Source organism: Gemmiger formicilis (assembly GCF_016901605.1).
GTDB classification, from domain to species: Bacteria; Bacillota; Clostridia; order Oscillospirales; family Ruminococcaceae; genus Gemmiger; species Gemmiger formicilis_B.
This window is the reverse complement of sequence record NZ_JACJKP010000021.1, coordinates 1-22,837: the sequence shown is the minus strand read 5'-3', so window position 1 is coordinate 22,837 and position 22,837 is coordinate 1. Positions and strand designations below refer to the sequence as shown.

Here is a 22,837-nt window from a genome sequence, read left to right as displayed (position 1 = left end):
GTCATGAGTGCCGTATCGGAATCATTGCCGGGAGCCGGCCCCCAATAACTGGGAGAGTCGCCGCTGTCATAATAGAAAGCCGACAGGGTGTCGGGGACAAAATTGACAGCGGCGGCGGTGTCATCAGCCTGACCGTCCAGCCGCCAGATTCCGCCCAAGGGCTGGGCTGTGTCTGCCTGCCCGGCGGGGTAAAAGGCTACCCGGTCATAAGGACCGCTGGGAATGGTAACGGTGAACAAACCGCGCTCCCCGGCAGTCATGGAAACTACCGTGGATTCGGTATTGCCTATGAACACCGCATCCACGCCCGCTACAGGAGCGGAACGCCACAACAGATCCACAAAAGTCAGCTGTTGCCCGGCATAGGCCCAGGTTCCTGCAGTGTCGGAATTGTCGGGCAGGGGCTCGGCTTCCTCAGCGGAAGGTAGTGCCGAGGAGGCTTCCGGCGGAGTTTCCGAATCGGAAGCGGCAGCGTCAGAAATATCATCCTCAGAAACAGCGTCTGAGGGGGTAGCCATTGTGCCTGTAACAGGAACCTGTTGTGGTGTTCCTGTTTCTGCAGAGAGCGGAGACTCAGAGGATGTTTGTGCTGCAGAAACGGTACTCACTGGTAAAGTGAACAAAATAAGAAAGGCGATAAAAAGGGCCACGGCTTGTTTGCAGTATAACAGGTGGGGCGTCTTTTTCATCATGGGCAGGGATCCTTCCGGTGAAAATGAAAGCTGAAAACGGTAACAAAGCGGGAATGTTTACCCTTGAATAGAACAATATATCGAAAAATAGTGCTTTTTATATTATACAGGGTTCGAAGCTTAAATCAAGCCAAAAATCAATAGTTTTTGGATGAAAAGTATTCATTCAAAAAAAAGAAAGAGTATACAAAATACTGAGGCGGGAACTGTATAAATTTGGAAGGTATGACGTTGTAAAAAGGTGCCCGGCAGCTGGCATCACCGTAAAATGGGGCAAAATGACAAGTGAAAAGAGAAAATTGCCGCTATGATATTATAAACAGGATATCAGAAATGGCCCCTCTCTTTCTGTGATGAGATCACAAATCTGCTTTCTTCGGTGACAATATGCAGAAAATACAATGGAACCGGATTCTGCGCAGCGCAACCAGAGAAAATGTCCGGTTTGCAGATGGTAAAGAAAAGCAAGAAGTACTTTATTGTTTTCAGCAAGTCTATTATAATAAGGATATATAAAGAGCTAATGGAGCAAAAACGGCTCTATATGACAATTTCGATTGAATTGAAAAGCTGCTCGGAAGGTTCCAACTACCGACGACATGCAGAAGGGGTGTAAGGATGGATCTTTTGCACTGCAAGACCCGGGCGGGCTCTTCGCCGGCCGGCAAACCTCGACTCTATTTTTGTGCGCATCCCGATGATTTTTCTGTGTATTTGGAGACGCTGTCCAAAGAACTGCTGTCCCTCTGGGACTGCGCCATCTGGTACGCGGATACAAGTACGGGTTCCCCCTGGGGCACGGCGGCAGAGGAAGAATTTACCTTATGCCTGCGCCAGATGCAGTTATTTGTTATCCCTGTTTCAGAATCTTTTTTGAGAGAAAAAAACGATGCGCGTGAGCGGGAATTTGCGCTGGCTGTGGAAAATCATATACCGGTCCTTCCGATACTTGTGAATAGCGGCTTGGCCAACGAATTCAATACAATATGTGGAAACATTCAATTCCTTGACCGCACTTCTACCGATCTTACAGAAATTCCATACCTGAAAAAGCTGGGAACTTTTCTGGGGTCTGTGCTGCTCTCGGATGATCTGGCCCAGAAGGTGCGTTCCGCCTTCGACGCTTATGTTTTCTTGAGCTATCGGAAAAAGGATCGTAAATATGCCCAGGAATTGATGCAGCTCATTCATGAGAATGATTTCTGCCGGGATATAGCGATCTGGTATGATGAATTCCTTACTCCTGGCGAGGATTTCAACGATTCTATCCGCTCAGCTTTGCAAAAAAGTACCCTTTTTGCGCTGGCGGTAACGCCAAACCTTGTCAATGAGAAAAACTATGTCATGGATGTGGAATACCCCATGGCACAAAAACAGAACAAGAAAATTCTGCCGGTAGAACTGCAGGATACCAACCGGTTGTTACTCAAGTGGTATTTTAAATCCTTGCCGAAATGTGTCGCCAAAAATGACAAACAGGGGCTTTCCTCCTCATTGGCAGCCATCTTCCGGGATATTGCCGTGCGAGAAACCGACAGCTCACCGGAACATCTGCTGTTTATCGGACTGGCGTATCTGAACGGTATCGATGTGGAGGTGGATTCCGCCCGAGGTGTAAAACTGATTACCCGGTCAGCGGAAGGCGGATTGCCGCAAGCTATGGAGAAGCTGGTACAGTTGTACCGCAGAGGAAACGGCGTCCCGTTGGATCAGGAACAAGCCATCGCATGGCAACAAAGGCTTGTGGAAAAGCGGCAGGAGGTTTTTGAAAAAACCGAAGAACATGGAAAAGAACTGTTGCAGGAGATGCAGCAGTTGGCCGAACTGTATCTGGAGATAGAGAATATTTCCGGCGCGGCGGAGGTGTGCCGGAATGCCCATATACAGTTGGCGCGGAGCGCCGACCAGCTTGGCCCGGGCGAGGTGCGCGCATATACCCTGTGGCTGCATTCCCGGCAGGCACGCTGCCTGGAAACGCAGGGAAAATTGGCCGAAGCCGAGCAGGAGTTACAGTCTTATCTTGCGCTGGCCAGTCGGTGGGTCAAAGAGCAACCGACCTGGGAAGCTATGCGTTCCCTGGCAATCAGTTATGACCGGCTGGGGCAGCTGCGTCAGACCGAGGGCGACCTGGCCGGAGCACTGGAAATGTTCCGTGAGGGGAAACAGCGGACCCGGCTGGCGGATGAGCAGTTTCACAGCACCGACACCATGGGCTGCCGACTGACGATGGGAATACAGTGCGGCCGCCTGCTGATGGCGCAGAAGAATCTGACCGGCGCCATGAAGGAATATGACGAGGTCCTTCCCCTGGCCGAAAGGCTGGAAGAATCCGGCACGCCGGAAGGTTTGGGGCAGCTGGCCGTCTGTTACTTGGATCTGAGCCGGTTGTATGCAAAACAACACCTTATGGCAGAGGCTGCCGACTACGGCCGCAAGGCATTGGCGCTGCTGCAAAAACGCGCCGACCAGGAACCGTCTATGCAGAACCTGCGCAAATTGGGGGCAGGATTCAACACGGTGGGCGACACTCTCATCTTCCTGAAATCTTCACCCGGTCACGCAGACCCTGAAATCCGGGATACCTATCAGAAAGCACTGGAAATCTTTGAAAAGCTTACCCGGCGGTATAATTCCTCTTCACTATGGCTGGATCTGGCCTTCACTCAGGATCGCCTGAGCCGCTATTATGGCTTGCGGGACGAAACCGAAACGGAGATCCGCCTGCTTTCCCAGGCCATTGCGTCGGCACAGAAGGCGGTTGACCTCTGCGGCGATGTAGAAGCCAAGAGGGCATTGAGCGGCTACTGGGCCCGCATGGGGCAGGTCTATGCAGAACTGGCCTATCTGGATGACAGCTACACAGGCAGAGAAAAGGACGCCTACCGGAAACGATTTGCACTGAACGAGGAAATTTACCGGCAGACAAAGTCTGTGGATGATCTGGTTTCGCTGGCTTCTGACCATCAGGTCCAGAGCGGATGGGCCCAGGCAGAGGAAGACTATGAAACCGCCCTATTACACAAAAAGGAGAGCATTCGCCTCTGTGAACAGGCAGTAGCCGCCGATCCTTCAGTGGCTTCCTACAAGGAAACACTCTCCATCTACCGCCAAAATTTGGCGGATATGCTTCAGCGCCGGCAAACAACGCCGGACGCCTTGCCCCAGCTTACCAAAGCCCTGACACTTGCAGAGGAACTGTGGAAAAACGATCCTTCCCAGCCCAACCGGTTGCATGCAGCCGAAGCAAACGGCGAACTGGGCGAATACTATGTCGGGCAAGGCAACTGGGAAAAAGCCCGGCCCTATTACCAGCGGTATCTGGAACTTTGGGAAACTGCAGACTGTCGACAGCCGGAGAAAGAGCAGCTGCACCAGGCGGCAGATGCCTGCAGTCGGTATGTCTCCGCAGCACGCCGCTGTAAGCAATACGCCGAGGCCAAGCCCTGTGCGCTGCGCTTTTGTCAATTGAGGGAACGGATTTTCCAGCTGGAGCCGGGCAATCTTTCGGCCTACAGCCTGGTCGCCTACGCGTATCGGCTCCTTGTGGGGCTCTGTCTGTCCGAAAAAGATTTTGACGAAGCCGAAACCTATGCAAATAAGTATATCGAAAAAGTACAAAACATTCCCGCACGGTTTCCGCAGGTTTTGACCTGCGAAGGCTGCTCCCTGCGGGAGTACGCTGCCGCCCAGATCTGGCTGCTGGTGCAGGATCTGAGTGACCAGGCCGAAACCTTCCGGGAAGGCAAAGAGCGGGAAGCGGCAGAATCTGCCTATGAACTGGCGATTGATTATGCAGAACTTTTTGTACAGGAGAATCCAGGCGACCTGCACCGGCGCGACCAGCTGGCCCGGATGCATTACAACATGGCCCGGCTTGCACCTGATGGATATTATTCCTACTATCTGGAGCAGGCGCTTGCGCTGTGGGAGGAACTGGCACGTATGGAACCGGAAAATACCCGTTATGTACAAAATGCCAAAGCCGTCCGGGAGATTCTGGGCTGATCCTAAACGCATCCTGCCTGTTCCCCGATTACCTATTGTTCGACGGAACGGGTTACAACAGTAAAGAGGCAGCCTGTGCCATGGCACAGGCTGCCTCTTTGCTGAATTTTAGAACAGGTTTTCCGGAGTGGTTATTCCACCGACAGTAGGATGCGGATGTTTTCCCGGTCTTTTTCCTTTTCGGCTTCCGTCAGTTGCCCATAGGGCAGCAGATCGGCATGGATCCGACGGACGGGATCCTTGCGTTTGCCGCCTTCCGGCTGACCCCAGGTCCAATTGTGCAGATAATGATACCGACACCAACGGATATGTTCCAACTCCGCCAACAATTCCAGGGTCTGCCCGGGCAAATTCTCTGCCGAAGCGGGCAGGCCCTTGTCTTTTAGCATCTCCAGCCGTATCAGGTGATAGTCTGCAGCGCTGATGTTGGACTCCCGGGTAAAGGAATCCAGCTTTGCCCATTCTGCTTCCCGGTTTTCTGCCGTTTCCGCTACCTTGTCATACAGGTGGCAATATCGCAGGTTGATAGCCTTGGCTCGGGTCATAAGACTGTCATCCAGCAGAATTTCCGGGGTATAAGCCATCTGTTCCCATGGGAACAGGCGCAGCCGCTTGTTTTGTTCCAAGGGACTGATTGCCAGGGTATCCCCGGCAAAGACATCAATCTCCTGCCGCGTAGTAGCCAGCAGCAGATCTTCCAGCAGGCGGGGCTGATCTTCCTGTTCCAGTACAAGCAGCAAATCTGCCTGCTCTATCAGGTTGAGTTGTGCATACCAGGGTTCCCGATGAAAGATTACCGGGTCTTCTACCTGTGCAATCCCTTTGTGGATGGCTTCAAATCGGTCTCCTGTCCCAAAAATGTGGTACTGAATGCACTGGTCCGGGGCAAAAATGTTGACCAGCAACCCGCGGAGAAGCAGTTCCTCTCCCAATCGGCCAAACCCTAACAGAACAATCTGAAGGTGATGTGCCTTTCGGCGAGAAATGGGATACAGCTCTCGTGTTTGCCAGAAAAGCCGGGCTGCATTTGCCTCCGGACAGAAAAATTTCAGCAGAGGTTGGTTGCTGGCCAGGGGGGACAAAGAGCGGCTTTGGAGATAGACAGGCTTATCGGCCAGTGCCTGCTGGTGTTCCCGGTAAAAGGAAAGACTTTTTTCCTCCGGACCAACCAGAATATATCGATGAGCGGGAAGCAGGCTGTGGCCGCCGGCGATACCCCGCGAACCCAGACGATCCAGCAGCAGGGAAACAACGGGTTCCGGCCCATAGACAGCCACACTGTCTGCACGAAGATACTGCAACCAGCTGCCCAACACCCGGCGCAATGCCACAAAAGCAAATACAACCCAGCTGGCCGTAGCCAGGGGCGCAGTCCAGCGGGCAATTTCCACAAACACGTTGGGGGGCGTGTCTCCGTAATCCATGAGGTACATGCCGATACACTGGTACAGGGAATTCAGGAAAGGCTCTCCGGCAACTCCCGCCAGTCCGATCAGGCCGAAAGCCAGTGGGAGAAGAAAAAGAATAAATTTTCTGCTCTGGGCAAGCCACTTTTTCATGGGAAATAACCCCTTCTGTTGGTTGAATTTATACAATCTGTTGGCTTCATTCTACAGCAACTGAAAAAAAATAGCAATCAATAAAAGTGCCGGTCTTGGTACAGGGATACAGAAAAGATATACCGCTCTTTTGTATCCGTTTGGGTCAATATCATGGACCGCCAAAGGATCAGCTGTTTTTATTCACGAAGCCTTTAAAATCTCTTGTCATTGCAGTAAACGAGTGCTATACTGAAGCTAAATTGTAAAAATTGTATATTTTTTGACTTGAGTTGATGAAAAAACGTGTGAAAAATGCAAAATGTTTGCCAAAAGGAACGGGAAGGCAATCCTGACAGTAGAATCGGGAGGTTAAACTGTGAGCTATACTATGTTGCACCATGTGTTGCCACCCCGGGATGGGGCGCAAAACGGTCTGGAGCAGGCCGCCGTCCGTTTTTTGCGAGAGGACTGCGAAGGACTCCGATTTGATCTGACCAAGGCAACCACCTGGGAACAAGCCACGGATCGGGACGGTACCAGCCTGGGACCGTGTCAGATCCCCTTCAATCAGGAAAAGGATATAGATCGCCTTTGCCTGGAAAATGCGATCGTTCGTTTTTTACATTCCGGGCGCAAGGAAGACGCTTTTGATGTCTATTTCTGCTACCTGGAGATGTTTGTGGGGGACTACGAAAAGACCCGGCGGATGATTGAATTGTTGTCGGAGTTTGAGGCCAATGGCAGCGGGCTGCTGATGAAACACCGGGATCATTACGCACACTCGGTGTATGTATTCATTCTGGGACTGGCCTTGTATGGCTCTAATGAATGGTATCGCCAGACATACCAGGAACAGTACGGAATTGCTGAACACCACCAGGCAGCCTGCCATTACCTGCAGTTCTGGGGAATGGCGGCACTCTTCCACGATATCGGGTATCCGTTCGAACTGCCCTTTGAGCAGGTTGCCTCCTATTTTGAGGTGGAGGGAGATCAGCGGCAAAAGCGGCCCTTTGTGGCGTACCAGGCATTGCAGTCCTTTACCTCTATCGGCACCCCAGTCAGAAATTGTCTGAAAGAGTTGTTGGGCGGCAAGGACTTTGCCACCATCAACCAGTTGTTTGCCTATCTGCTGGCGCAAAAACTGGGAGAAACCTATGGCTTCTCCCAGCAGCAGATGGAAGAATGGTTGGCTCAAAAACCCACCCATCCGGAAAAGTTCAACCATTTTATGGATCACGCCTATTTCAGTGCGGTGGTTCTTTTCCAGAAAATGTTTGACGAGATGGGCTGCCCGCTGCATCTTGAGCATTTGGACGCGCTGACCGCCATTCTGATGCACAACAGCCTGTACAAATTTTGCATTGCTCACTACAAGGACGAAAACAACCGGCCCCTGCGCTGCGAACTTCACCCGCTGGCCTATATGCTGATGCTCTGTGATGAATTGCAGTGCTGGGACCGTACGGCTTACGGGCGCAACTCCAAAAAAGAGCTGCACCCCATGGGCTGCAGCCTGGATTTTTCGGCAAACGGTATCCATGCAGTCTATCTGTTTGACGAAAAAGAGATGGGCAAGGTAAATGGGTTCAAGGATGATTATATCGCCTGGCTGGAAAAACCGGTGGGTAAGGCCCCTACGCTGAAGGCCTATTCGGGAATGTTCATTCGGCAACAGGGAATCTGCCAATTCCAGCGGGACATTCAGCGGATTGTGGATTTGAGCCGGATTCCGCTGGTGGTGGAAACCGGCTTTACGGCAAATCTGTTTGCTGAACACCGGGGCTATCTTTCGGACAGTGATTTCATCAACCTGTATCACTTTGCCATTGTGCTCAACGGGCGCTGGAACAACGCCGCGTGGAAAGCAGCCAAAAATGCCGGGCAGGAAGAGAGTTTTTTGCGTGACCCGGAAATCTTGGAACAGTTTTCCGATGCGTTTAAGGTGCTGTCGCTGGAGTACAAGCTCTCCAATATTAACCAGGCCAAGGCTTTTGCCCGCTATATGAATGAAATCGGGTGTTTTTACACGGATAAAGCGGTAGATTTCCCTATGGTGGAGCATTTTACCCCGGAAGAACTGCAGACCATCGGGCTGCTGGAACATCAGCGTTGGCTGCAGGAACATTATGATATGGGTTGGGTATACGGCACACCGCCGCGGCAGGAACGCGAGCTGCTGCGGCAGCACAAGGATATGATTCCGTCGTTTGCCGAAGGGCAGTTTGTGGTTACGGCGCAAGATGCCCGGGACAATTACAATCGTTTGGATAAAGCCGAGCAGGACAAAGATACAGACCCCATGGAGTGCATGCTGGCTATGCTGCGGATGTTCGACGGCTTGAGAATTTATCGGTTGAGGTGATAAAAATGGGATTGACAACAGAGCAAAAAGAAAAACGGCGACATGACCCGCGTGTTCAACATATCAAAAAATGCATCTGCAATAAGGAATCCAGTAAGCCGTATGTGTTTATCAGTTACAAAAGCGACGACTGGGAGCCAGTCTTGCAAGACGTAGTATACAAACTGGTAAAAGACTACGGCCTGAATATCTATTTTGATGGAGACTTTGATAGTAACAGTATAGGCTGGCTGGAACAGTTCCGAACAAATATGAGAAGCGATCTCTGCCGGGGAATCTTGGTGTTTCGGAGCGCAAGGTATATGACCAGCTATGCCACAGTACTGGAACTGATGTACAGCCAAAGTGGGTTGGCTGACTCGGCTCAAAAGAAACTTCCCATAATCTGCGTAGATCTTGAATCCCAGAATGATGGAGAAAAATACAATCGGGAATCTTGTGGTCTTTTGGACAGCGGGACAGAAAGCGAGGAAGAACAGTTCTATGATATCCTTTTGGTACTGAGTGGGAAAAATATTAAAGGGGTAGAGCATAGCACCTTAGTGGAATACAAAGAGGAAAAGAAGGAAGGAACCATTCAAAAGGGGCTTTGTTATCGGATTGCTGAAGAGTTGTTGGAAAACACCCATCATAAGAAATGGACAGAGATAGACATCATTCGAGATACTATCGCCAAGGCTTGCGGCCAGGACGTGTTTGACAAGAAGATAATGCCGGAAGTCCCTGGGCTGGTTCCGGAAACTGCTATTTACACACCCAATAACCAAGCGCCGGCTTCCCAGGTTTATACCCCGCCTGTTGCAGAAGGGTACACCTATACCCTGTTCGGCCAGACCTACCACGCTGGCAGCCGGGAACAGGGCAAGCTGATGTACGATACCTTTGCGGCGTTGGTTCAGCGCTTTCCGGACCGTATTCCCGCCCTGACACGACGCACTTCGGTGGCCCGGGCAGAGGATGTGACCAACGCCAACACGCGGGAAGCCAAGCCGCCCTATTTCCGTATCTGCCGTTCTTTTCCTGTTAACGGGCAGAATTACCTTGTAGGTATCAGTTACGGGTTTGAGGCCAAGCTGGCGGAAATACGGGGAATGCTCAAACTCTGCGGCGTCAACCCGGCGGAATTTGTGCTGATACAGGGCGGCGCTTCGTCCACAGCCAATACCACTCCGGCATCTGTTTCCTCGTCGCCTTCGGCTCCGGAACGGGCGGCTACCGGGCCGGCGGCATCCCCTGCGGATGGCGGCACGGTATTCCGCTACACCCTGTGGGGGACCCTCTGCACGGCGGACACTCTTGCCAACCTGATGCATGATGTGTTTGACCGGATCGCTGAGCGCTACCCGGACAAAGTTCCGCAGATGGCGGCAGACAACAGCCTGAGTGCCGTGGCCCGCCGGGATGATGTGGATAACAGCCGGTTGCCTGCCAATAAACTCAACTATTTTAAGGCATGTCGATTGCATACCGTTGCCGGGCAGGAATACTACGTCAGCACCCGTTACGGAAGGGAGCAGGGAATAGCCCAGTTGGAGAAGATGCTCCGAGTCTGCGAAGGCCGTTCTGACGCCCTGGAGATCTTGTCGGCCCCCCAAAAGTCTGTACATAACCGCAGCAACTGAAGATCTCTTCCCGCCAGACAGCTTTGCTGTTCCGGCGGGAAGTTTTTGTCAGTGCACGGGGCAAGCAGCGCAAAAGGAAAGAAAACCAGCGCAACTTTTTCCAGAATTCTTTCATGTTGTTTCGCCTCCTGCCAGATATTGTTCCGCCGCATGGATGGCAACCGCGCCGTCCGCTACCGCCGTGACGACTTGGCGCAGCGGTTTGGCTCGTACATCGCCCACCGCATAGACGCCGGGCAGATTGGTGCGGGTGGTTTCATCCGCTATAATATATCCGGAGGTATCCCGTTCCAACTGGCCGGCAACCAGTTCGGTGGCCGGTTGACGCCCAACGCAGATGAATATTGCGTTGCAAGTCGGGTCGGTTTCTTCGCCGGTACGCAGGTTCTGCAGCCGTACACCGGTAAGTTTGTCGCCGTGAAGCAGCTGGATGACTGTGCTGTTCCAGCAAAATTCCGGGTTTTTGGCTTGCTGCAAGGGTTCGTGGTAAATTTTTGTGGCCCGCAGAGTATCCCGGCGGTGAACCGGAATGACTTTTTGGGCAATGCCAGTGAGCAGCAAAGCGTCTTCGGCGGCGGAATTACCGCCAACCACGATCATAGGGGCGTTGTTTTTGACTCTTTAGCCCAGCGGTAAAAGCTGGCGGTTTTGCAAAAAGTCTTTATCCTTTCACGGCACCGGCGGTCAAGCCTTTCACGAATTGTTTCTGGCCGATGATAAAGACGATAAAGACAGGAATCAAAGCGGAGGCTGCCGCGGCCATCATCAGATTGTACTGTGTGTTGCTTTCCTCAATGAAGCTGGTCAGTGCCAGGGGGATGGTGTACAGCCGCCAGTTGGGCAGGAAGACCAGGGCATCCAGGTAATTGTTCCAGGTCCACAGGAATACCATCATGCCAAGCGCCGCCATGCTGGATTTTGCCATGGGCAGCATGATACGCCACCAGATACAAAATTCGCTGGCACCGTCGGTTTTGCCGGATTCCCGCAGCTCATTGGGAATCTGCATAAAGTATTGCCGCATCAGGAAAGTGCCGGTGATGGTGAAGATACCGGGCAAAATCAGGGTGGCATGGGTGCCTACCATACCCAGGCGGTCAAAGATGACAAATTTAGGAATGATGGTGATCTGGGAGGGAATCATCATGGTGGAAAGATACAAAAGGAATACCACATCCCGCCCTTTGAACCGCAGTTTGGCAAAGGCATAGCCTGCCAGAGAACTGGTCAGTACCGCACCGACCACATTGAAAAAGGCGATTTTCAGGGAATTGAAATAGGCCAGGCCGAAGTGATAATCCACCTTGGCGTTTCCGCCTACATTCCACACTTCCAGATAGTTGTTGGGGTAAAAATAGTCGGGAATCCACTGGATGGGGATTTTGGTTACATCCAACTCATGTTTCATGGAGGCGGAGATCATCCACAAAAAGGGGACGATCATAGTGAACGCCAGCATGGCAATGAGGACCGTGAACAGAATGCGCTTGATTACAAAGCCATCGTTGCGGCGCAGCCGCCATAATAAGGTGCGTTTGGTTTCCATCTGTGCGCCCTCCCTTAATAATCATGGATCCGTTTTTGCTGCCGCCACTGGATCATGGTCACGATAAAAATAAGAATGAACAGAATCCAGGCCATGGAGGAGGCATAACCCATTTTGTAGTACCCGAAAGCCGAGCGGTAGATGTAATAGACCAACACGTAGGTAGAAGTGCCGGGGCCGCCGCGGGTCATGATTTGGATAGGCGCAAAGATCTGGAACGAGGTTATGACATTGGTGATGACCAGAAAGAACGTGGTGGGGGAGAGAAACGGAACGGTCAGGCGGAAGAACTTGGTCAGTTCGCCGGCACCGTCAATGTCGGCGGCCTCATACACGTCCTGGGGCAGGCCCTGGATGGAGGAGGTGTAGATCAGCGCAGAGTAGCCTACATTGGACCAGATGGACATCAGGATAACTGCGGGCATGGCCCAGGTGTAATCTGCCAGCCACTGGGGCGGATTTTCTACACCCAGGGCCTTCACCAACAGGGTGACGGGGCCAAAGGAAGAGTACATCATCACCCAGACGATGGCTACCGCAACCACGTTGGAAATGTACGGCATCAGCATGGCCAGGCGGATAGGCAGTTTGGCAAAGCAGTATTTGTCGATGAGTACGCTGATGACCAGTGCCAGGAAAATGGTGATGGGTACTACGGCGATGGTGTATACCAGGGTGTTGATGAGGGAATCTACAAACCACTCATCCTGCCACATATCCAGATAATTCTGTACGCCTACAAAGTTCCAGTTTCCGAATCCCTTGGTATAATCCCAGTCGGTAAAACTGATAAGCAGAGAAAAGACCACAGGCAAAAAGGTGAACAGCATACAGCCGATCAAGTTGGGCAGCAGAAAAGTATAGCCCACAATGTTGTCCCGCGTCTGCGGCTTCAGGTTGGAAAACCATCCGCCGGTGCGTTGTTTGCCTTTGGCAACCGTCATAAAACAAGACCCCTCTCCTTTGGTTTACAAAAAGGGGGCGGGGAGATGCCCCCGCCCGCAAGAAATTCGGTATGGTTTACCCGGCCAGAGCAGCGTCGCCGTCTGCCTTGGCTTTGGCCAGACTGTCGGCTACAGAAACCTGGTTGGTGTAGATGGCTTCCAACTGCTGGTTGGCAATATCGCTGAGCTCATTGCTCTTGGTGGTGATGCTGGGGGCTGCGTAGTTGTCATGGGGCTCAATCAGGACGCGCTGCAGGCTCTCAGCGTCAAACAGGTCTTCTGCACCGGAAAGGAATTCGGCCGTTACGGCTTCCAGGTCGTAGGTATTGGCAGCAGGTACACGACCACCGGCAGCCAGGTAAATGCCGCCTTCGGTCAGATACCACTTGGCAAATTCCCATGCGGCGTCAATGTGTTCGGAACGGGGGTTGATGCAGAGAAAATCGCCGTAACCGCCCTGGGTATAGTTGCGCTGGCCTTCCTCGATTACGGGGTACGGTGCAAAAGCGGTGACAAAGTCATGGGGATAGGTGGCGGTATCCTTAATGTTGCGCACCATCCAGGGACCGATGGTCATGGCAGTCTTGCCGCCCAGGAACATGCTTTCCTGAGAAAGTTTTTCGGTCACGGAATCGGCATGGGTGGGGGCATAGCCCTCATTCATGGTGGTGCTGATCAGAGAAATAGTCTCTTCCCAGACGGGATCAGTAAAGTTGGTCGCGGTTCCGTCGGCGGTATACATGTTGTCGCCGCCCAGCGTCTGGCTGATGAGGTACTGGGCATACTGCATCATATCCTGCTGGCTGTTCCAATACACGCCGTACACCTTGTCGGCGCCTTCGCCATGGGTCAACTGTTTGCAGATATCCAGAAATTCATCATAGGTCCACTCGGTGGGAATCTCGATGCCGGCAGCGTCGAACATGTCTTTGTTCAGTACCATGCCGTACTGGTCCAGTTTGCAGGGCAGAGAATAGGGCTTGCCGTTGATGTTGTAGCTGTTGGCCAGTTCGCCCAGGTAATCGGTCAATACAAAGCCGTCCCGTTCACACAGTTCGGTCAGGTCCAAGGCCATATTGCCCTCGGCGCGCTTGGTCAGCTGGGCCATGGTGTAGGTCATGTACAGGTCAATCTCGCTGCCGCCCATCAGGTTGGTTTCCAGCTTCACGTTGCCGGTGTCGTCATTCACGAACCGCTCGTACTCGACCTGGATGCCCTTGTCCTTGTATGCTTCGTTAAAGGCGTCGCAGGCAGCCTGGGGGCCGCTCTCGGCGGGAACACCGCCCCACATGTGCAGGGTAATGGTCTCACCACTGCCCTCCGTTCCGGCGGTTTCGCCGGTTGTAGTGGTTTCGGCCGGAGCACCGCAGGCACACAGCAGGGAAGCTGCCATAGCAGTGCTCAACAACAGGCTGGCAAGTTGTTTCTTTTTCATGGTGTTCTCCTTTCATCCGTTCCGGTGCCGGGGATCGGACCCCTGCGCCGGCAGTTCCTTTTGCTGCTTTTATTGTGCCAGAAACAACGCCCTGATTCCATGAACGGAGCCGCTTTCCTGCTTTACAATAACGCCGACTCTGCAGTGGGGCAAAGCTGCAAACTGCAAAATTCTGTACAGGTTCTTTAATTTTCTGCTTTTTGGAAGCGCTGGCGGTACTCCTGCGGAGATTCACCCTTCCATTTGCGGAACAACACGCTGAAATAATTGGGATTTTCCAAGCCCACCTGTACCGCAACCTCGCCGACGCGCAGGGGACTGGTTTCCAGCAGGCGGGCGGCATGGCGGATACGCTGCCGGTTCACAAAATCAACGAAGCTGACGCCGGTTTCTTTTTTGAACAGGTGGGAAAAATAGCTTTCGCTCATGTGGCACTGCTGGGCGGCATCTTTTACCGAAAGACTCTGGGCCGGGTCTTTTTCAATGCTGCGGCAGACTGCATCAATCTCGGGACGCATTTCACCCCGTGCCACACAAAGCTGCCCTGGAATCACCTCGGAAGGTCGGCGCAGGGTGCGGCGGCAGCCATCCACCAAAGCTGCAAGCTGGTCCATGCCGCAGGAACAGGGGGATAATGCCCCAAGCAGCGGAATCCCCAGATACCGCTGGGCATACTCATAGAGCTGGGAAAATGCCTGCCCTGCCCGGTCCAGCAATTCCTCGTGGGAAAAATCCTCTTGTTGCAGCACTGCCAGAAGAAGCGGTCCGGTAAAGCTGTATACTTCACCGCAACAATGCTGGGCAATGATCTCCTCTGCCATATTTTCCAGGGCATATTTCACCAGCGGGGCGTTCTGATCTGCCCCATTGCGGTTGTCATCGGAACCGGGGTCCAGCAAAAGCACACAGTAAGGCCGGGTGAAATCGGTGGAAAGCCCCAACTGCTGAAATTCCTTTTGCAGGCTTTCCCGGTCCGGGCAGAAAGGCTGGGCCGCATTGCGGATCAACTGCCATTTAATGCCGGAACGGTTCTTGCGCACCATGGTTTCCAAAGGGGCGGAAGGCGTTTCACAGGGGAGCTCATCCAGAATTTTCAGTAATTCCTCGGGTTTGGACGTCAGCTTGAAGATATAATCGCTGGCGCCCAGTTTCATGGCAGTTTTTACGTTTTCGCCATCGTCCAGACTGCTTAACACCACAAATTGCAGGCCTGGCCAGCGCTTTTTGCTGGCGGCAATGAGGGCAAAGCCGTCCATGCCTTCCATTTTCAGGTCAGTCAGCACAATATCGGGGTGATACTGCTCAATCTTCTGCAGGGCAGATTCTCCGTCGGCGGCTTCCCCCACAATGGTGTAGCCGTGTTGTTCCCAGTCCAGAAAAGAGCGGATGCCCACCCGAACCAGGTATTCGTCATCAACAACCAGTATCTTTTTCATCGTGATCCCCTTCCCGTAATATGGGCAGCGTGTATTCTGCCACCGTTCCCCCGGCGGCACCGTTGTAGACCCGTACCCCGAAATTCTTGCCGTAGCTGCTCTGAATCCGGGCGTTTACATTTCCCACACCAATGCCGGTGACTTTGCCCCGGGGACGGTGCAGCTGTTCTTCGGCTTGGGGCGTTAAGCCAGTACCGTTGTCCTCTACGTATAGTTTCAGCACGTCACCCTCGATATCGCCGTACAGAAGGATAACGCCTTGCCGGTCCATGCCTTTGAAGGCGTGCAGAACGGCATTTTCCACAATGGGCTGCAAAATGAATTTGACCACATACAATTCCTGCAGGGACTCGTCCAAATCGGACTCAAAGCGCAAGCGGTCCCCGTACCGGCAGTTGGAAATATAAATATAGCTGTAGATGTTCTGCAATTCTTCTTTCAGTGTCACCAGTTCTCCGCCGCGGTTCATGCTGTATTTCATCATGGTGGCCAGGGCATCGATGCAGTTCACGATGTTAGAACCAACCATGAGTGGCAGCGACTGCTGGTGGTTTGAATTGGGCGGCCGTCAGGATACCATTGGAGAAGATGGAAACACTGCCCTGGAACTGCGGCGTCTGGTCCTGGGCGTGTGGGATTATATCAAGAACAGCGGGCGCTTTGAGGCAGACTGTTACACTTTGAGCTGGATCGGCAGCATCCCCGGCAAACGGGAAAGCCGCCGTATGGTCACCGACTATCTGTTGCGGGGGGAGGATGTCCTGCGCGGAAGTAATTTTGAGGACGGAGCCTTCTATGGCGGGTGGTATCTGGACGTACACCCGGCCGGCGGTATGCTGGATGCCGACGCTCCCAACTTCGTGCAGACCCCTGTGCCGGTTTACCCCATTCCGCTGCGGTGCTTGTACAATTCTCAGGTGGAAAATCTTCTTTTTGCGGGGCGGTGCATCGGTACCGAACGGGAAGCCTTTTTTTCCACCCGGGTTATGGATACCTGTGCGCTTTCCGGGCAAGCTGCGGCCATGCTGGCGGCAGCCTGTGCCATGTGGCACACGGTGCCGGGCCAAATGACCAAAGCGCAGGTGGCCCAACTCCGCCAGCAACTGTTGCGGGAAGATTTGTTTGTACCGGGGCTGCAAGCGGATGAAAGTGCAAACCTGGCACACGAAGCAAAACTGACTGTGACCAGTGTTCATGATGGTCGGGCGGGCGCGCCGACGGGAACGATGTCTCTGGAAGAAGGCGGATTTGTGACCTTCCCCGGTGTGGACGGCACGGTTCTGCTGTCGGTGACCCTCCATACACCCCAGACACTGTGCGGTACGCTGTATTCGGCACCGCTGCCCAACTACCTTTGCCCCGGGAAGAAGATACGGGAATACTGTTGGAAATTGCCTGCGGGTCATCATAAATTGCCAATACAGGCACAAGCGGGAAGATTCTGCACACTGGTATTGGAGGCTGCACCTGACGCGGAACTGCCTTTGTGCCAGCCACTTCGCACAGGATTTGTGTGTGGCAAAAAAGAGATGCCTGTGTGCGGTGAACCGATGCTGGAATACGAAACGCCGGAGTCACTATACGGAGCGGAGCAGCTGGTCAACGGATATATCCGGCCCTGGGGTGGTGCCAACCAGTGGTGTGCGGCGCCCCAGGACCCGGAACCCTGCATCACGATGCAATGGCCGCAGGCCCGGGAACTGGAGCAGCTGCGGCTGTATCTGGACCCGGAACTATGTGCCGAACGTCCCAGCAGTCATGCCGCTCAATGGCAGGACAGCCATAAACTGACCCTTTACCGGGAGATGCCTGCACAGCTGGCACGAGATATGATTGTGGAAATATCGCTGGACGGCAGCAGTTGGGAACCGGTATGGGAACAGAAAGACAATCGAAAACGGTTGATAACGGTGGTATTGCCGAAAGAACAAAAGGTTCAAGCGCTTCGGATACGGTTCACACGGACGTGGGGACCCCGCCCGGTGGGCGTCTTTGCCTTGCATGTGGTATAAAACAACAGATATTTATAAAATGAGATGACCCGGTCAGGATGGCTGACCGGGTCATCTTTCTGTTATGCAAGGAAAGACTTGCTTTGATTATAACGTGTGATTCTGTATTACATGACTTTTTTTCGAAAAGTACACCGATTTTTTGTGCGTTGAGTAAAAATACACAGCTAAAACGTCCTTTGTTTGTGTTTGGACGTGATGCGCTCTGGAAAGATCCCACGCCCAAAAGATTTTGCAGGGAGAGGGCAGTTACAAAAATCGTACGCCAACGAAAACCAGGTGTGTTTCGACTGTATTGCGGTGTTACAGTTTCTTGTTCCGCGGGCATAGCAGGAAACTGCAGATCAGATAGATGCTGAGGAAGCTGACCAAAAAGCCCACCGCCGTGTCGGTCAGGTAATGGGCGCCGATCATAATGCGGGAAAGGGCTACGATGGCAGCCCACGCAAAACCAAAGGCCACCAGTGCCGTTTTGTATTTTTGCAGCTTCGGTTGCAGGTAGGGAAGAACGCCCAACAGAAGCATGGTTGTGGCGTTTGCGGTATGGCCGGAAGGGAAGGATTTGAATTCATCGGCCGCTACGCCGGCGGCCATGAGCGGCGCTTTCAAAGCGTTGCCCAACTGCCACCAGGGCACAAAGAAAACTTCGGGGTGGCTTGTTACCAGCCGCATGCGGGGGCGTTCCCAGGCAAGTTTGATACCATTGACCACAAGCAGCTGGCACAGAAGGGCAAGAGAGATTGCCAGTGCCACGCGAATCATTGCGGAACGGTCGGCTCCCTTTGCCAGACGGCGTATGACAAGGATGGTACTGGCAGACAAAATCAGGCCGATGCCTGCCAGCAGGGCGGGGGATACTGCCATGTAGAGGGCCGGAATCAAGCAAACCAGAACGGTCCCTGAAAGGAGCAGCAGAATGCCGCCGATACTCTGTACGATGCCCCAAATTTTGTTGTCCCGGTTACGCCCGCACACAAACAGGGTGCCTGCCGCTACACAGCCAAGAGGAGCGGGAATCGCACCATATGCGGCAAAAAAGGTCGCAAAAGGACTGGATGCATCATACAACGCAAAGGAAAGCGGGTAATCCACAAAGGTCCCCAGGGCTACCAATGCCAGTACAACGCCAATGGCCCCGTACACAACGCGCCGGGGTAAAAAGGGTGTATATCCGTTCACGAAATGTTTCCTCGTTTCCTGTTTGTAGTCTTTTTTTCGTTGGTAACTGCTCCGGTCTGCGGGAAGCCGGACCGGTTCCCGCCTGGGGATAGATTTTGTTCTGTTTGTAAAATTATAACACAAAGGGGATAAAGCCGTACAGAAGGAAAGGGAATTTTTAGCTGTTCGCCCTGAAATCCCTTGCCGGCAGGGAGCGAGAAGGAAAATTGCTCCCATGGTCCTTGTGTTCCGCAGGATGGGCCGGGTGCCGAAGGGCGATGCCCCAAAGCTTTTCAGCCGGAATGCGGGTGCCCCTAACCATGACCGATTGTAAGCCCTGCCGGGGTTTGCTTCATAAGCCCGGCGGGCTGATTTTATTTCCCGCAGGGGGATATTCCCCGGGGGCTATTTCCGCTATAATACAGATAAATCCCTTGTGCAAGCGGGAGGCGAAGGCAGTGAAACAGCAAAAAGACTGGTACATCGGTACCGATTATTATGTGGATTATAAGGAAAAGCGGATTCAGGCCGAGGAACTGGACCTGACGGAACCGCTGGAACGGCAGCTCCACGAACAGGCAGTGGTGGAAAGTCTGGTGCACACGGCGGTACAGGAACAGCGCCGGCCCCGGTTCGGCTCCCAGAATATGGTATCTTATCTGACCATGCAGCTGCACATTCTGCATTGCCGCTATGCACTGGAACGGCTGAAAGACCCGGCGCCTTCCGGTACGGAAGAACCGGAAATCTGGCAGCTGATCCAGCAGATCATTCTCACCACCGCCAAACCGTTCACCTTGCAGGCAGCCGCTCGGGAACGGGGTGTGTCGGCGGGGTATCTCAATAAACAAATCAAGCTGGCCAGTGGATATACCTTTTTTCAACTGCAGAAATTCGGCAAAATTCTCAATGCCTGCGCGCTGCTCCATTTCCCGGAACTCTCCATGGAATACATCAGCGGTCTGCTGCACTTTTCCAATTTGCAGGATTTTTACCGGGTTTTCCGCCGGTATATGCACAAGTCCCCTCAGGAATACCGGAAACAGGATATTTTCCGCCCGGTGGAGCGGGCGCCCGATTGCGGCAGTGCGCTGCTGTTTTTGCAGTATATGCACCTGAATTTCTCCAAAAAAATCACCCCGGCAACGCTGGCGCAGGAGTTTCATATGAAGGAATACACCGTGTGCCGTATCTTTGACCAGGTCTACCAAATGACCTTTGCCGAAATGCTGGAACAGGTCCGGGTCCAGTACGCCTGCGCTTACCTGACCGGCAGCGATGTGAAAATCACCGAGATCAGCGAACGGTGCGGATTTGAGAGTCTTTCCACCTTTCACCGGGTCTTTCGCAAGCACTGTTTTGTATCGCCGGGGGCCTACCGCAAGAATCAGATGTGATAATAAAACTGCCTTATTTGCATATAATTCCGTCCGCAGGGATGCTATAATGAAATCACAAAAAGCACAAAAATTTCTGAAACGGAGGGATAAATATGTACCATATGCTGTTTGAGCCTGTAAAAATCCGGGGAATGGAACTGAAAAACCGGGTGATATTCCCCGCCATGGGAACCCGCATGGCCGAAAACCGTGCCGTTACCGACCGTCTGATCCAATACCATGTGGCCCGGGTCAAAGGCGGCTGCGGATTGAATATTGTGGAGGTGGCAGCGGTACATACCCCCAGTGCGCCCCGCAATTTTTTGGGCATCTGTGAGGATGATCTGATTCCTTCCCACAAAAAGCTTACCGACGCCATCCATGCGGCGGGCGGCAAAGCAGGCATCCAGCTGTGGCAGGGCTCGCTGGCCGTGGGTATGGACCCGGCGGCCCGGATTTTTATGGTCAACGAAACCACCATCCGTGGTTACACCCTGCCCGCCATCACCCTGGCAGAAATCGACGAGATCGTGACATGCTACGGGGAGGCGGCCCGCCGCTGTGTGGAAGCGGGCTATGACTGCATCGAATTCCACTGTGCCCACAACTATCTGCCCCATTCCTTCCTCAGCGGCGGGTTGAACCACCGCACCGACGAATACGGCGGCAGCTTTGAGAACCGGGCCAAGTTCCCGCTGCGCTGCATCCGGACCATCCGGGCCAACATGCCCCAGGATATGCCGCTGTTCATGCGCATCGACGCGCTGGACGACCAACTGCCCGGCGGTATGACGCTGGACGATACGGTGGCTTTCTGCAAACTGGCTCAGGCCGAAGGCGTGGACGTGCTGGATGTTTCCCGGGGCAATATTGTCACCGCGGCCACTGTGTACGAAGTGCCGCCCATCGACATCCCCCGGGGGTTCAACGTGGATAACGCCGCCTATATCCGGGAAAAAACCGGCATGATTACTGTGGCGGTAGGCCGTATCAACACCCCGGAACTGGCCGAGAACATTCTGGAACAGGGCAAGGCCGACATGGTGGTTATGGGCCGCGCCCAGCTGGCCGATCCGGAATTCCTCAACAAAGCCCGGGAGGGACGCACCGAGGATATCGTCTACTGCGTAGGCTGCAACCAGGGCTGCTATGATGGATTCTGTGATCTGCAGAACCGGCCATTTATTACCTGCCTGCGCAATCCCCAGTTGGGACGGGAAGCGGAATGGGCTCTGACCGGAACCGAAACGCCCAAAACCGTCTGGATCGCCGGCGGCGGCATGGGCGGCCTGGAAGCGGCCAAGGTGCTGCACCAGCGTGGACACAAGCCGGTGATTTTTGAAGCGACGGACCGTCTGGGCGGTCAGTTCTTGACCGCCGGCCGGGCACCGGGCAAGCAGGAAATGGCCGATGCCGCCGAACTGTTCGGCCGTCAGGTGGAAAAGCTGGGCGTAGAGATCCGTATGAATACTCCGCTGACGCCGGAAATGATCCGGGAAGGAAAACCGGATGCGGTGATTCTGGCGGTGGGAGCTTCTCCTATTCAGCTGCCGGTGGAATCCACCGATGCCGTGCGGGTGGTTTCGGCCAACCGGGTGCTGGACGGCCTGGATGAGATCGACGGCGAAACCGTGGTGATCGGCGGCGGTCTGGTGGGCCTGGAAGTGGCCGATTTTATCGCAACCCGGGGCAGCAAAGTCCATGTGATCGAAATGGCCGAAAAGGCCGGCAAGGACCTGGGTAGCCTGCGGGCCATCACCGTAATGGGAAAAATGCACGCGCTGGGGGTGGAGATTCTCACCGACACCCGGTTTGAAACCCTGTGCGAGACCGGCGTGATTTGCACCAACCAGGAAGGAAAGATCACCATTCCCTGCCGGAATGTGGTGGTGGCGGTAGGATCCCGCCCCAATGACAGCAGTGCGTTGGAGCAGGCATGCGCCGAACTGGATATTCCATGTACCAAGATCGGGGACGCCAAGCAGGCGCGCCGCGCACTGGATGCGGTGGCCGAAGGCTTTGCGGCAGCCCGTACACTGTAAGGAGGGTTGAAGATGGCCGGATTGTTTGAGGAACTGCGCATCGGTTCCATGACCTTGAAAAACCGAACGTTTATGGCACCCATGTCTTTGGGGTACGAAAGTCAGGACGGCTGCGTGAACCAGGCTATGCAGGATTACTGGGAAGCCCGTGCCAAGGGCGGCGTTGGCTGCATTATTCTGGATGCCCTCAGCGTAGACCCGGCGGTGCCCTATCTGGGCAATACCCTGTGTTTCCGCGGGGAGGAAAGCGTCGCCGCCTACGCCCGGTTTACCCAGGCCATCCATGCGTACGGCTGCAAGGTGATTCCCCAGATCACCCACCCGGGGCCGGAGAGCATCAGCTCCTTTTTTGGGGTGACGCCGGTGGCCGGCAGCAGTTATCTCAATTCCATGGGGCAAAAGACCCGGGCGCTGACCTTGGAAGAGATCCCCGGGGTGATTCAGGCTTATGCCCGCACGGCCCTGCAGGCCAAACAGGCAGGGTTCGACGGCATTGAACTGCACTGTGCCCATGCCTATATGCTGCTGGGGTCGTTTCTGTCGCCCATGCGCAACAAGCGTACCGACCGTTACGGCGGATCGCTGGAAAACCGCGCCCGTTTGCTGTATGAGGTGCTGGACGCCATCAAGGCAAGCTGCGGCCGGGATTTCCCGGTGATT

The 22,837-nt window shown here is 53.9% G+C and carries 16 protein-coding genes; 7 read left to right on the top strand and 9 right to left on the bottom strand.

The genetic code is table 11. The annotated features are described in order from the left end of the window. Positions 1-518: hypothetical protein (locus H6B10_RS03045; protein WP_204649507.1), on the bottom strand; the 518-nt coding region annotated here is incomplete at its 3' end. A 792-nt stretch (positions 519-1,310) separates the two neighbouring features. Between H6B10_RS03045 and H6B10_RS03040 the strand changes: the two genes are divergently transcribed. Further along, entirely contained in the window at positions 1,311-4,697 is a 3,387-nt protein-coding gene (locus tag H6B10_RS03040; protein WP_204649506.1) for a TIR domain-containing protein, read from the top strand. A 131-nt stretch (positions 4,698-4,828) separates the two neighbouring features. On the opposite strand, the gene H6B10_RS03035 is transcribed toward H6B10_RS03040, so the two are convergent. Beyond that, entirely contained in the window at positions 4,829-6,256 is a 1,428-nt protein-coding gene (locus tag H6B10_RS03035; RefSeq protein WP_204649505.1) for a RyR domain-containing protein, read from the bottom strand. A 358-nt stretch (positions 6,257-6,614) separates the two neighbouring features. Between H6B10_RS03035 and H6B10_RS03030 the strand changes: the two genes are divergently transcribed. Continuing rightward, positions 6,615-8,603 (top strand): hypothetical protein, encoded by a 1,989-nt coding sequence (locus H6B10_RS03030; RefSeq protein WP_204649508.1) that lies wholly within the window; start codon positions 6,615-6,617, stop codon positions 8,601-8,603. Between the two features lie 302 nt (positions 8,604-8,905). After that, positions 8,906-10,225 carry a hypothetical protein gene (locus H6B10_RS03025; protein ID WP_204649503.1) on the top strand — a complete coding sequence of 440 codons (1,320 nt, stop codon included), beginning with the start codon at positions 8,906-8,908 and terminating at the stop codon, positions 10,223-10,225. A gap of 111 nt (positions 10,226-10,336) precedes the next feature. On the opposite strand, the gene H6B10_RS03020 is transcribed toward H6B10_RS03025, so the two are convergent. The 6 genes from H6B10_RS03020 to H6B10_RS02995 all read right to left on the bottom strand — a co-directional run bounded on the left by H6B10_RS03020 (position 10,337) and on the right by H6B10_RS02995 (position 16,115). Then, the gene (locus H6B10_RS03020; protein ID WP_204649502.1) at positions 10,337-10,825 is read right to left on the bottom strand and encodes an NAD(P)/FAD-dependent oxidoreductase; all 489 of its coding nucleotides are present in this window, start codon (positions 10,823-10,825) and stop codon (positions 10,337-10,339) included. Positions 10,826-10,886: 61 nt separating this feature from the next. Next, a complete protein-coding gene (locus tag H6B10_RS03015; RefSeq protein WP_204649501.1) occupies positions 10,887-11,771 on the bottom strand; it encodes a carbohydrate ABC transporter permease in 885 nt (294 codons plus the stop codon). Positions 11,772-11,785: 14 nt separating this feature from the next. Then, positions 11,786-12,715 (bottom strand): carbohydrate ABC transporter permease, encoded by a 930-nt coding sequence (locus H6B10_RS03010; protein WP_204649500.1) that lies wholly within the window; start codon positions 12,713-12,715, stop codon positions 11,786-11,788. A 76-nt stretch (positions 12,716-12,791) separates the two neighbouring features. Continuing rightward, complete coding sequence (locus H6B10_RS03005; RefSeq protein WP_204649499.1) at positions 12,792-14,150, bottom strand: ABC transporter substrate-binding protein; 1,359 nt, start codon at positions 14,148-14,150, stop codon at positions 12,792-12,794. A 185-nt stretch (positions 14,151-14,335) separates the two neighbouring features. After that, entirely contained in the window at positions 14,336-15,586 is a 1,251-nt protein-coding gene (locus H6B10_RS03000; RefSeq protein WP_204649498.1) for a response regulator transcription factor, read from the bottom strand. Then, the gene (locus H6B10_RS02995; RefSeq protein WP_204649497.1) at positions 15,564-16,115 is read right to left on the bottom strand and encodes a sensor histidine kinase; all 552 of its coding nucleotides are present in this window, start codon (positions 16,113-16,115) and stop codon (positions 15,564-15,566) included. The genes H6B10_RS03000 and H6B10_RS02995 overlap by 23 nt, the downstream gene beginning before the upstream one ends. On the opposite strand from H6B10_RS02995, the gene H6B10_RS02990 reads away from it, so the two are divergent. Further along, a complete protein-coding gene (locus H6B10_RS02990) occupies positions 16,099-17,598 on the top strand; it encodes an FAD-dependent oxidoreductase (RefSeq protein WP_204649496.1) in 1,500 nt (499 codons plus the stop codon). The two genes, H6B10_RS02995 and H6B10_RS02990, sit on opposite strands and share 17 nt — an antisense overlap. 303 nt (positions 17,599-17,901) lie before the next feature. On the opposite strand, the gene H6B10_RS18830 is transcribed toward H6B10_RS02990, so the two are convergent. Then, on the bottom strand, positions 17,902-18,777 hold the full coding sequence (locus tag H6B10_RS18830; protein ID WP_204649494.1) for a phosphatase PAP2 family protein: 876 nt from the start codon (positions 18,775-18,777) through the stop codon (positions 17,902-17,904). Positions 18,778-19,214: 437 nt separating this feature from the next. On the opposite strand from H6B10_RS18830, the gene H6B10_RS02980 reads away from it, so the two are divergent. From H6B10_RS02980 to H6B10_RS02970, 3 genes are all read left to right on the top strand, one after another. After that, positions 19,215-20,153 (top strand): helix-turn-helix domain-containing protein, encoded by a 939-nt coding sequence (locus H6B10_RS02980; protein ID WP_204649493.1) that lies wholly within the window; start codon positions 19,215-19,217, stop codon positions 20,151-20,153. Between the two features lie 95 nt (positions 20,154-20,248). After that, positions 20,249-22,177: a bile acid Fe-S flavoenzyme BaiCD gene (gene baiCD / locus H6B10_RS02975; RefSeq protein ID WP_204649492.1), complete on the top strand. Its 1,929-nt coding sequence runs from the start codon at positions 20,249-20,251 to the stop codon at positions 22,175-22,177. 12 nt (positions 22,178-22,189) lie between these two features. Then, positions 22,190-22,837, top strand: a 648-nt coding sequence (locus H6B10_RS02970) for an NADH:flavin oxidoreductase (protein ID WP_204649491.1), incomplete at its 3' end; no start/stop codon positions are given.